The 13276-nt window shown below is 30.6% G+C and carries 8 protein-coding genes; 7 read left to right on the forward strand and 1 reads right to left on the reverse strand.

Annotation, left to right across the window (positions count from 1 at the left end; translation table 11 throughout):
* Positions 1 to 22 precede the first annotated feature (22 nt).
* The 6 genes from H8S20_RS17795 to H8S20_RS17820 all read left to right on the forward strand — a co-directional run bounded on the left by H8S20_RS17795 (position 23) and on the right by H8S20_RS17820 (position 11314).
* Positions 23 to 1315: an ABC transporter substrate-binding protein gene (locus H8S20_RS17795; RefSeq protein ID WP_186860956.1), complete on the forward strand. Its 1293-nt coding sequence runs from the start codon at positions 23 to 25 to the stop codon at positions 1313 to 1315.
* Between the two features lie 82 nt (positions 1316 to 1397).
* Positions 1398 to 2363, forward strand: coding sequence for a BadF/BadG/BcrA/BcrD ATPase family protein (locus H8S20_RS17800; protein ID WP_186860957.1), 966 nt, complete (start codon positions 1398 to 1400; stop codon positions 2361 to 2363).
* Positions 2357 to 3097: a sugar isomerase domain-containing protein gene (locus tag H8S20_RS17805; RefSeq protein WP_186860958.1), complete on the forward strand. Its 741-nt coding sequence runs from the start codon at positions 2357 to 2359 to the stop codon at positions 3095 to 3097. The genes H8S20_RS17800 and H8S20_RS17805 overlap by 7 nt, the downstream gene beginning before the upstream one ends.
* Positions 3098 to 3110: 13 nt before the next feature.
* Positions 3111 to 5135 carry a DUF6259 domain-containing protein gene (locus H8S20_RS17810; protein ID WP_186860959.1) on the forward strand — a complete coding sequence of 675 codons (2025 nt, stop codon included), beginning with the start codon at positions 3111 to 3113 and terminating at the stop codon, positions 5133 to 5135.
* A gap of 170 nt (positions 5136 to 5305) precedes the next feature.
* Positions 5306 to 10501: an alkaline phosphatase family protein gene (locus H8S20_RS17815; RefSeq protein WP_186860960.1), complete on the forward strand. Its 5196-nt coding sequence runs from the start codon at positions 5306 to 5308 to the stop codon at positions 10499 to 10501.
* Positions 10502 to 10573: 72 nt separating this feature from the next.
* Positions 10574 to 11314 carry an SIS domain-containing protein gene (locus tag H8S20_RS17820; RefSeq protein WP_032118750.1) on the forward strand — a complete coding sequence of 247 codons (741 nt, stop codon included), beginning with the start codon at positions 10574 to 10576 and terminating at the stop codon, positions 11312 to 11314.
* A gap of 191 nt (positions 11315 to 11505) precedes the next feature.
* Here the strand turns inward: H8S20_RS17820 and H8S20_RS17825 are convergent, their stop codons facing one another.
* Positions 11506 to 12096: a hypothetical protein gene (locus H8S20_RS17825; RefSeq protein ID WP_032118749.1), complete on the reverse strand. Its 591-nt coding sequence runs from the start codon at positions 12094 to 12096 to the stop codon at positions 11506 to 11508.
* A 279-nt stretch (positions 12097 to 12375) separates the two neighbouring features.
* Between H8S20_RS17825 and H8S20_RS17830 the strand changes: the two genes are divergently transcribed.
* Complete coding sequence (locus H8S20_RS17830; protein WP_032118748.1) at positions 12376 to 13167, forward strand: TIGR00266 family protein; 792 nt, start codon at positions 12376 to 12378, stop codon at positions 13165 to 13167.
* The last annotated feature ends 109 nt before the right edge of the window (positions 13168 to 13276 follow it).

Consider the following 13276-nt stretch of genomic DNA (forward strand, 5'->3'; position numbering starts at 1 on the left):
TAAATTTTCGGGGGGATTTGAGATGAAAAACCTATTAAAAAAATCATTGATGCTTTTACTAGCTATGGTAATGACTATTGGTCTTGTAAGTTGTAACAGTGGAGAAAAGGCAGAACCAGAAAAAACTGAGGGAGACAAGCAAGGGCAAACTGAACCAACAACCTTAAAAGTATATACATGGTGGGATATAACAAAATTTGCTCATCTACAAAAAATGGAGGAAACTTTCGAAGCAGAAAATCCAGATATTAAATTAGAATTTATAACTGTACCAAGTGATTATGCTAATACAATGGTAACAAAGCTTGCAGGAGGAGAAATCCCAGATGTTATGATGTTAGCTATGGACCAAGTACCTCGTTATGCACTATCAGATATGATAATGCCTTTAGATGACTTGGCAAGCCAAGAATATAAAGATGCTCTTTATCCAGTAGTTAAGGAAGCGCTTACTGTTGATGGAAAGATGTATGCAGCTGGACGTGATGTAACTCCAAAGGTTATGTATTTAAACACTAAGATGTTTGCTGATGCTGGAATAGAAATTCCAAAGGACAACTGGACAATGGATGAATTCCTTGAAATAGTTAAAAAACTTACTAAAGGATCAGGAGCAGATGCTCAATGGGGTTATTACTGGAAAAATTACAGTGATCAAACCTTTGCTTTAATGGCTGCTTTTGGTGGTAAATTATATTCTGAAGATGGTAAATCAAGTGTTTTATCAACTGATGGGAACTCTAAAGAAGCAATACAATTTATGTATGATTTAACTAATACTTATAAAGTTTGTCCAACAGCTGCACAAGCTGCACAATTTGGTGATAATGAATTTGCACCATTTATGGCAAATAAAGTAGCTATTCAAGTAGGAGCACTTTCTACAAGTGCAACTTTTGATGCTAATAATACTGAGTATACAGTATTGCCTTTCCCAACAGTAAATGGAGTTAGCCAATCATCTTCATTTGTAAATACTTGGACAATTCCAAGTAAAGCTGCCAATCCAGAATTATCTTGGAGAGTTGTAGAATTCTTATCAGGTAAAGAAGGACAACAAATAGCTTTAGATATGAAATTCGGTTTACCTGCATCAAATCTTGTTGATACAACAGCATTTATTAATGAAAAACCATACAATAAATACTTTGTACAATCTTTAGAAAATGCAGTTCCATACCCTGTGAATATAAATGGAGCAGCATTCCAAACTATGTTTGAAAAAGAATGTGAATCTTTATGGGCAGGAGTTATTACTCCAGATGAATTCGCAAAACGTGTAGATGAACAAGCTAAAGAAATATTAAATAAGTAATCAAAATAAATAGCAATAATAAATTTGGGATGGGTTAACCTTCCCAAATTTATTATTAGTAGAAAATAAGAGGAGATATGAGATGAGAAAATTTTTAGTTTGTGATGGAGGCGGAACAAAAACAGATTTTCTTGTTTTTAATGAGATAGGAGAAACTTTAGCGTATTGTCAAAAAGGAGGTGCTAATGCCAAGTTTTTAGATGAAGATATTGCTATAAATAATGTTATAAGTGGTATAGATGAATGCTTAAAAATATCTAAAACATCACTTGACGAAATAACTAAAATTAAATTATTTATACCTGGTTTTGAAGCGTGTATTAATGAAGTGAAATCTAAATTAGAAGTAAATGATATAGAGTGTTTATCGGATATAGACAACGCCTTTTATGGAGCACTAGGAAAAGCGCATGGAATTGTAGTTTTAAGTGGTACAGGGTCCTTTGCTGTAGGAGTATCTAAAGAAAATAAGAAGGTTATTACTGGTGGATGGGGCCCCCTAGTTGGAGATAAAGGTAGTGGTTATCACATAGGTTTAATGTGCTTAGAGCATCTTGCATATTTTTATGATAATGAAATAAAGGATAGCAAAATGAGAGAGCTAGCATTAAATAAGTTTAATATATCAAATGAATTTGCCATGAGAGATATAATTTATTCTAAAACATTTAATAGGGAGCAAGTAGCTGAATTTTGCAAAGTAGTTTCTAAATCCGCATCAGAGGGTGATTTTTATGCTCTAGGAATATTAAAAGAAGCTGCTAGAGAATTAGTAAAGTTAGTTGAGGCTGTTAATGAAAGATTAGGAAATGAAAGTTTACCGGTTACATTAATTGGTGGAGTTAGCAAGATAGGAAATTTGTTTATAGATATTTTAAAAGAAGAGTTGACTAAAAATTGTAGCAATTTGAATTATGTTAATCCTAAATATAACCCTTTAGTAGGAGCTATGTTATATGTTTTATACAATGAAATAGAAGTAGATGTTGAAAGTAATGAAATAAATGAAAATTTGAAGAAATATGAGGAGGAGTATAGTTTATGTTGATGGATAAATATTTTGAGGCCATGAAAAATGTTTTGATAGATATTGAAAAAACACAAAAGGAGAAGATAGTGGAAGTATCTGAGGAGATAGCAAAACGTTTATCTAAAGGAGCTGCATGGCACATAATGGACACAGGGCATATGCTTATGTTTGAAGGGGTAGGCAGAACTGGTGGTATGATGGCTTTAAAACCAATAAAAATAACATGTGAACTTGATAACCCAGTAAGATATAGACCATCTGAATCTAAGGGAGCAGTAGGTTATGATAGCATTCTAGGATTTGCTGATTTTGTTATAGGAAGGTCTAATATTTTACCAGGGGATATATTAATGGTAGGCTCTGTATCAGGATATAAGCATTTTCCAATAGATTTGGCTTTGAAATGTAATGCTATTGGTTGTTTAACTGTTGCTATAACTACTGTAGAGTATTCAAGTAAATTAAAATCTGAGCATCCAAGTGGAAAGAGGTTATTTGAAGCTTGTAAATATTATATAGATAATTGTAGTAATTATGGAGATACAATAGTAGATGTTGAAGGATTTGAGCAAAAAATCTGCCCAGCCAGTGGAATATCGGCTGGTTATGTAATGTGGGCAATTCAAAGCACTGTTGTAGAAAAATTATTAGAAATGGGTCTTAAACCAAGTGTATATATATCAAATCATATGCCAAATGCTTCAAAAATAAATGGACAAGCAATAGATAACTATACTAAATATGGATATTAATTAGAGGTGTACTATGAATTTAAGAGGCAAAACTTTTACAGCAGAATTTTCTAGTAAATACAATAATTTTACTAGTATTAAAAATATTATTTCTAATGATGAGTACATTAAAAAAGAAGTCAATGTACCTATAATAACTCTTTATGGAACTGCTGATAATATTAAATCAGAGTTAATCCCGCAAGAAGGCAAAATTCAGGGAAATGAAAATGAATTAACTATTGAATATGGTAAATTTTCTAATAAGGACATTAAATGTAATTTAATTATTAAAGCTATAGAAGATAAATTAGTTATGAGGGCAAATATTGAGAATTTAGATAATACAGTAGAAATTACAGAAATTTTAATGCCTCATATCTCAGGTATATATTTAGGAGAAAGCTATGAAGATGACTCAATAATATATCCTCATCATGCTGGAGAGAAAACATTAAACCCAGTAACAGGTTACGGAATAAATAAGAAAGATTTTTGGAGAGCTAGTAGTGTTAAATATAATGATATTTATAGAAGAGAAATAAATTATTGTGGGTTAGCATCTATGAGTTGGATGTACTATTACGATGATAATAGTGGTTTATATATAGGAAGTCATGATGAAAGGTTTCCTGTAACAGGTATAATTGCTGAAACTAGCGGTTCAACTGAAAATCCATGGATGGGATTTGGATTTAGGAAGTATAAGAAGATAAAATTTAACGATATATATGATACAGGTGAATATGTATTAGCTATTACAGATAAAGATTGGCACTATGGTTCAAAGGTATATAGAGATTATATTGGAAAATATTTAGATTTTGATCATAATCCAGAATATTTAAAGGAACAATTTGCATTAAATCAATGTTACAACTTTAAAAGAAGTGGAAGGATAGAAAATACATTTGATAAGATACCAACTTTATTTGAAAAAGGAAAAGAGTTTGGAGCCAATCATATGTTTTTAGCTAGTTGGAATAGGACAGGCTTTGATTCTTTTTATCCAGAGTATTATCCAGATATGGAATTAGGATCAGCAATGGAATTTAAGAGAGGACTTGAATATATAAGGGATCATGATGGAATTGCTACTTTATATATAAATGCACGTATATTCGATGTAAAATCAGATTTTCATAAGACTGTAGGAGAAAGGATGGGTATAATAGATGAAAATGGTGAATTTATTTATGAAATTTATGGTCCAGAGAAATTTACTGTAAACTGCCCATCCGATAAATTATGGAGAGAGTATTTATTAGACACAGCTGAATTTACAGTTAAGGCTTATGGTTGTGATGGAATATATTTAGATCAACTAGCTTCAGCAGAACCATTACCATGTTATAACCAAGAACATAGTCATGAAGATATTGGAGAGTTTAATAATGGATATATCTATGTTTTAAGAGAATTATTAAAAAGACTTAGAAAGCATAATCCTAAATCCTATATAATGACAGAAAACTGTGGTGACATATATGGGAGCTATACTTGGGGAAATTTAACTTGGAATGGTGCAGACTATGACGAATTTTATAATGTATTTAAGTATACATTTCCAGAGTTTGTTCAAGTTAATATGGTTAATCCAAGAGGTTGGGAAGAGAATGAAGATAAACAATATAAAGCATTCTTTAAGGATATGCAAAGGGCTATAGTTTTAGGAAATATATTATGGCTTGGTATAACTACAAGGTTAACAGAAGATGCTGGAGAGTATCATACTTATGCTAAAGCTTCAGTAGCTTTTAGAAAGAATATACATCAATATATAAAAGATGCAGAGTTTATTGATAATAAATATATTACAAGGATACCTAATGAATGTGAAGCAGCTGTATATAGAATTTCGGATTATAAATATGCTGTTATAGTAGGCAACTGTAGTAATAAAAAAGATTCTAAGCTTTCTTTGAAGTTTAAAGAAAAGGTAAGCAATATAGAAGCATATAACATGGAATGGGATAAAGAAGTAATAAATGTTGAAAATGATGAAGTACTACTATCTATTGATAAAAGTAGACTATACTGCTTTATTATTAATATATAGACTTTTCTTTTAAATATATAAAATATTAATAAAAGAAAAGAGAAAAGTAAAATTTAATAGCAAAACTAAATGTTGAAAATACCTCCCATGATTTAACACAAATACAATGGGAGGTTAACATTCTAAATATAGAATTATTATGTGAATTAATTATATTTAGGAGGAAATTTATGAAGGTATTTAGGAGAATAAAGAGAAGTTTTGCATTGGTAGTAGCATTATTTATGATTTTATCAATAATTCCAATGGAACCTACCTATGCAGAGGATATAGTTCAGAGAAAAGTTATAAATATTGTTGTAGATGGCTTATCAGATAGTATGTATGAAGAGATTAAAGCTAGAGGTGTTGAAACACCAAATCTAGCATTAATAGCTAATGGATCTAGATTAAGAGAAGTAGAAACCGTTATTCCTGCTTATGGTGGATCTCAAGCAGTAGCATTAACAGGAGCAGCTACTGACACTAATAGATTTTTATACAGATATTATGATGGAACAACTAATTCTGTGATAAGTGATACGAATATATCATTTAAAATGGAAGCACAAACTATATTTGAAAAATTAATTGAAGATAATACTGGTATAAGAGTACTAGCTTCAGGTTGGCAAGTAGCTGATAAAACAATTGATGGAAGAGGCGTATTTTCAACAGGAAATGAAGATTATATTTTAAAGGAATATTCAAGAGGGGATAAATTAGTTTCAATTGATACTATAGCAAATGATATCATTACTGCTATTAATAGCGAGAATACTCCTGAATTTATTACTGCATACTCTAATGATATAAAGATGGCTGGATGGGGTGGAACAGACTCATCTATAAATAGTAAGTTAGATGATATAGTTAGGCTTATAGATACAAAAGTAGGTGAAGTAGTACAAGCGTTAAAAGACACAGGTAAATTTGAGGACACAACTATAATTCTAAATTCTTTAGCTCCGATTTATACTATAGGAAGCAAGATAACCACATCTAATTTAGCAAGTAAAATTACAGTTGCTACAGGTGTAAAATCAGTAGAGAGTGGTGGAGGTGCAATCCCTGAAGATGCAAAAGTTGTAGTTATAAAACAATATATTATGGCTTATGCACAACTTTACTTTACTGATGCAGCAACAGAAGAAGATAAGACTAAAGTACTAGAGTATTTAAATGATAAAACAAGTGAGATTGGTAAAGATATTGAAAGTATATATTATTATGAAGATTTAGGATTATCTAGTGACTATTGTGATTATTTAATTAATCCTATTGAGGGTAAATCTTTTTCAGCAGCAGGATCAGGTGTATATAGAACCGATGACTTACATTTAAAAGAAGTATTTTGCATAGTATCAGGTAATGATATTGAAAATGGAAGTGGAGTAAAAGGAGATTTATCTATTAAAGATATAGTACCTACAATTTGCAGTATTTTAGGAGTAAACCCTCCTAATAATAACGAAGGTAGAGTTTGGACATTTGAACAAGTATCATCAGCCCCTGTTATAACTATAACTTATCCAAGTAATAACTTAACAGTATACAAAGAAGTAATTAACTTAACTGGAACGGTAAATATTTCATCAATAGTTAAAGTAAATGGAATTGAAGTGGATGTAACAGGTAATAAATTCTCTACTGACGTAACATTAAAAAAAGGGAAAAATGATATTCTAATAGAGGCTACTAATTATGATGGAAAGACCTCAAGTTCAGTTGTTTCAGTTAATTATGTGGTAAAACCTGAAATACCAGATGGAAATGTTATTGTATATATTAATTGGGATGGTTTTGCAAACTATTATGTTGAATTAGCAGAGGCTCAAGGGAGAATTCCCACTTTAAGTAATATAAAAGAGAATGAAGGGGTGTATTTCTCTAATGCTTATACAGGAATTCCTTCAATAACAAATCCTATGCAAGCAGCTATTTCTTCAGGAACTACATCTAAATATACTGGAAATAGCTACAGACATTTTGATAAAAGACAAAATAAAGTAATTCAAGAACCTATCTCTAGAAGAAATGAGGCGGAGACATTAGCTGAAAGTGTAAAGAGGCAAGGATTAAACTCAATATCTATAAATCAATTTGCTTTTGAAGATAGAGGAAATATAATTGGAGATGAGTTAAATCCATATGTTAATGCTGATGTAGGTGCGAATGGATATTCTGATGCTGTAGCTCGTTTTGATACAGCTATAAAATTAGTAACTGAATTAGAAGCTGGAGGTATTAAATTAGATAAATTACCAAGGTTTATATCTTTATATATGGATGATTTAGATGGTGTGGGTCATAATGAAGTAGAAACTTATGGATTACCAATAGCTAAAACAGAGGAAGGTAGAAAAGAAAATATATTAGACAGATTAGAAATAATGGATACGAAGCTTGGAGAATTTATTCAAGCCTGCAAAGATGCTGGAATATATGACAAAATGAGTTTCGTTTTAACTGCAGATCATGGTATGGCTAACTTTGGAGCACAAAATTCTTTGGGTGACGATAGTACAAAGAGTAAATTATTAGATTTAATGAGTGCTATTGAATCTTTAGGTGAAGGTTATAAGTGTGAATTTCTACATCCAAGCCAAATAGCAGTGCCTTCAGAGGGAACAGATATAGCCATAGTAACAGTAGGCTTACAAGCCCAAATATCTTATGTAGGTGAGTTTAATGATGAAATAATAGCAGAAAAGAACACCAAAATATTAGAAGTTCTAAAGGTTAAAAATTATATTGGAGAAGTAATGCTTCCTAATGAGATAGAATCAAGGGGAGTAAGCAAAGGATTTGCAGACCTGATAGTCTCACCTAAAACACCGTATCATTTCCATGGACCAACAGTTACGGGATTAACAGCTAGAGGCCAACATGATAGTTTGGAGGACGAAGCTCAACATATAGGTTCATTTATGTGGGGTAATGGAGTTAAAAAGGGAGAAGTATATACTGAAAAAATATATAATACAGATTTCGCTGCTACAATGTCAGAACTTTTAGGTTTAAATTATCCATTAGACTCAACAGGGAATATTATTTACGGAGCATTAAACACTCCCAAAATTAAAGATGAATACATCCAAGCTATTGAAGCAGAATCAGCTACAGTAAATGGAGCTGCTAATAAGTATTTTGATGAAAATGCTTCAAACGGAATGGCAATTACAGGTATTAATAGTGAGGGATCCTTTGTAGAGTTTATTAATGTACCTGAAGCTACAAAGATGGAAGTAAATTATTCAGCTGAAAATGATGGAAAGTTAGTGTTATATGTAAATGATAAAATTGTAAGAGATATATATTTCCCAGAGACAGAAACTGAAAATAAATATCAAGGTAAAACTATTAATATAGACTTAAATAAAGGCGATTCAGTTAAATTTGTCTTTGAATCAAGAAGAGGATCAGCAAAAGTTAATTTAGATAAAATAGATTTTTATAACAATGAAGAGCAAGTAGAAGATACTATTAAAACGGGAGATCCGTTTACAGTTGTAATGACTCCAAATGGAGATACTGAAAATTCTATGGGATTTGCTTGGTATACTGATAAAGATATAAAAGGAACAGTAGTGCAAGTTGTTGAAGCAAAAGGTGAAGAATCAGATTTTTCTAATGCTACAAATTTTAATGGAATATGTACCACTATAGGAGTTAAGCTTAATGGTGATAATGTTGTTTATGAAAGTCATAAAGTTATAGCTAATAATTTAAAGCCAGGAACTAAATATTTTTATAAAGTTGGAGATGGAACTACATGGAGTGAGGTTGGAAGCTTTACTACATCAAGTCAAGGAGACTTCTCATTTGTATACTTAACTGATTCTCAAGGAAAAAATGAAGGAGATTATGATGTTTGGTCAGAAACTTTAGAAGCTGCTATTAGTAAGTTCGAAGATTCGAAATTTCTTGTAATGGCTGGAGATATGGTTGATGCAGGTTTAAATGTACCAAATAATGAACAAGAATGGATTCATTATTTTGAAAAGGCTAAAAAGTCATTATTAAATTTACCAATAGCTCCTGTAATTGGAAATCATGAAGGAAGAAATAATACTGGTTTTAACAATCACTTTAATTTACCAACTATAAGTGGAGTTATGGCAACACCTGATAATTCTGTTTATTCTTTTGATTATAATGATGTACACTTTGCTATGTTAAATACAGAGATGACAGAATCAGCAGAAATGTTTCAACCACAGATTGATTGGTTAAAGAGAGATATGATAGCGACAGATAAAAAGTGGAGAATTGTTGTATTACACAAGCCTATGTATAGTACTTCGTCTCATATAAAGGATAAAGATATAGTAGAAATAATTAAACCTATGTTAGAACCTGTAATAGATGAATTAGGAATAGATTTAGTACTTCAAGGTCATGATCATATATATGCAAGAACTCATCAAATCTATAATGGACATGTTACTAACGATAAAGTAGTAGATGGAAAAGTAACTAATCCAAAGGGGACTATGTATATAGTAAACAATACTTCAGGATTTAAGTATTATGATCAACATCAAGATGCTCAGCTACAGTATTTTGAGAAAACCGGACAACCTAATGAACAGGTATATAGCGGAATTAAAGTTAGTGGTAATGAATTGAGGGTAGAGTCATATCTATTAAATTCTGATACACTATATGATTCTTATGCTATAGAAAGAACAGATGTTGCACCTAATAAAGTAGAAGATTTTATGTTATCAGAAACAAAAGATGGAAATATTAAATTAACATGGACTGGAGTAAAAGATGCTAAGGAATATGTAATCTATGAAATAGATAATAAAATTGGACAAAATTGGTCAAAAAGAATTGATAAAAATGAAGAAGGAAATTCATATGAAATAACTTTAGATATTAAATATTCTAATGAATATAGATTTGCTATAAAAACTGTTATTGGGCGTTCATATTCAGAAGCAGTTGAAGCAATTACAGAAGAGATTAAATGCCTAATAGAAGATATTGATAAAATTCCTGCAAAAATAGAATTAAAACATAAGGAATTAGTATATTCATTAGTAGATAGATATAATAATCTGTCAGAAAACCATAAGATATTAGTAGTAAATTATAATAAACTTGAGGAAGCTGTTAATAAGATTAAAGATTTAGAAGGAGAAACAGAAAAACCAGGAAATGGTGGAGGTAATGAAGAGAATAATCAGGAGAATGGAGGGCCTAGTGAAGGCGGTGATGGAAATGTTGATGAAACTGTAGATAGTAATGGTGATTCAAGTAAAGGAGATAATCTTCCTCAAACAGGTAGTGATATTAGTTCCAGTACAGTATTAATAATAGCACTTTTTATAGTAGCTTCAGGATACTTTATTGTAAATAAAAAGAATATAGCATAAATATTTAATAAAGGGCTTAGTGTGTTTTCTAAGTCCCTCTACTTGAAATTTAATATGATAGGGTGTGGAATTATGAGATTTAAGTATATTGATAAGATAAGAGAAATAATTGATATAGTTGAAAAAGAAGAAAATGAAAATATGAATAAAGCTGTAGACTTGTTTGTAGATACTATCTTAAATAAAAAATCTATATTTGTTTTTGGAGCAACTCATGCAGGAATTATAACTGAAGAAGTGTTTTATAGGGCTGGTGGGTTGGTAGTTTTTAATCCAATATTTGAAAGATCTCTTATGTTAGATAATTCTCCAATTACTTTCACAAGTAAAATGGAAAGACTTATTGGATATGGAACTAATATTTTTGAAAAAGTACCAATAAAATCTGGGGATATACTAGTTGTTCATTCGGTATCAGGAAGAAATCCTGTAAGTATAGAGCTAGCATTGGAGGCTAAAAAAAGAAATATTGCGGTTATCAGTATTACAAATGTAGAATATTCTAAAACAGTATCGTCAAGACATCCATTAGGAAAAAATCTATATGAAATTTCTGATATCGTAATAGATAATCATGGAGATATAGGTGACGCATGTATTGAAATAGATGGAATAGAACAGAAGGTTGCTCCATCATCAACTGTAATTGGTGCACTTATCATCAACTCAATTGTGGCTGAGGTAACTCAACAGTTAATATATAAAGGAGTTAGCAAACCCCCTATATTTTATAGTGCAAATCTTGATGGTGGAGATGAATTAAACAAAAAAATATATAAAGAGTATAGCGATGTTATTCATTATAAATATTAATATGAAAATTATTGATAAAAGTATAATTGGAGGATTTTTTACTAAATTGGGAGAGCTCAACTAATGAGCTAACTAAAGGAACTTTATTTATGATGTCAGCTATTATCTATTTTAAATATTGCAGAAAGAAGCTAATATATTTAGCTTCTTTCTACAAAATTATAAATTATATTATCATTAATATAATTTAGTTACCTTGTACATTTAGCACAATTTGAAACTTTTAATGTGTTAAGTGCTTCATCAATTGGCTCAGCTTGAAAATATAAACCGTCGGTTGTTGATGGATATGAAGCATTAACAGTTACATTTCTTTGTAATGCACAATAAAGATTTGGTAAAGTAGCTCTTGAATTTCTTCCAGAAGTTACCTTGAAAATTGCATCTTCTAAAAAGCTAATATCAAGAGTTGATAGTATAGATTTAGCTACTTGAATATCAGTAAGTTTTTGACAATCATCAGCTCCTACAACAAATCTAAATATTGAGCAATGATTGCATATTGCTTGAATTGAAAAACCATCAATTTTAATTTTTTGATTACAAAGCTCTTGTAAAACATTACAGATAGTTTGTGGTGATTCTTTTATAATTAGTTCAGTTCTTAAATCAACATTAAAGTTAGAGTTATTGGAACAATCACTAGCAAAGTTAGTATTTAGTATATCCTCACAACTGTTACATTCATCATTATAGTTGTCATAAGTTGAGAAGTCAGAGAAATCTGAACAATCTGAGCAACCACAACAATCATCACCTAAAGTATCACGATAATCAAACATATTAATTTCCTCCTAAGTTAAAATATAGTAAACATTTTTATAAAAAATAGTTATAATTTATACTATGAAATAATATAAAAAAAGTGTAGAAAAAAAGTATTTTTAAAAATAAATATAAGAAAGTATATATTGGTTTGAGTTTTTCTAAAATAATGGAAGTTGAATATTGATATTTAGATACATTAAATAATTATATAGAATGCTAAAGAACTATATTGTAGAATATAAATACATAGATATGTACTTTTACAGTAAATAATTATGTTAAGGAGTAGTTAAATGGTACATGAAATTGATTATAAGATTCACGGTAATGAGATGCAATTTGTAGAAATAGTTTTAGATCCGAAAGAAACTGTCGTAGCTGAAGCAGGGGCAATGATGATGATGGATAATAGCATAACTATGGAGACTATATTTGGAGATGGTAGCGAAAAGAGTAAAAGCGGAGGGCTCTTTGGGAAGCTAGGAGGAGCTGCTAAGAGAGTGATAACAGGTGAAAGCTTATTTATGACAGCCTTCACTAATTCAGGATATGGTAGAGAAAGTGTTGCTTTTGCTGCACCATATCCTGGAAAGATATTACCAATGGACATAGGTGCCTTAGGAGGTTCATTAATTTGTCAAAAGGATGCATTCTTATGTTGTGCAAAGGGAATTAGTTTAGGAATTGCTTTTACTAAAAGGATTGGAGCAGGTTTCTTTGGCGGTGAAGGTTTTATACTTCAAAAGCTTGAAGGTAATGGATTAGCTTTTATTCATGGTGGAGGTACTATTGTTAGAAGAACATTAATGCCAGGACAGACCCTAAAAATAGATACTGGATGTTTAGTGGCTATGACTAAAAATGTGAGTTATGATATTCAATTTGTAGGTGGCATTAAAAATACAGTTTTTGGTGGTGAAGGGTTATTCTTTGCTACATTAACAGGCCCAGGAGATGTATGGATTCAAAGTTTACCATTTAGTAAACTTGCAGATAGAGTTATATCAGCGGCTCCACAGTTAGCAGGAAGAACTAAAGACGAAGGAAGCATACTTGGTGGAATAAGCAATTTATTTGAAAATTAAAAACAACGGTATAAAGATATAATAACAACGAAAAGTAATAGAGAAATATTTAGTAACATAAAGTTCATTTTAATATCATATGTTGATATTAAAGTGAACTTTTATTTTT

This window comes from Clostridium hominis, assembly GCF_014287825.1.
GTDB lineage: Bacteria > Bacillota > Clostridia > Clostridiales > Clostridiaceae > Clostridium > Clostridium hominis.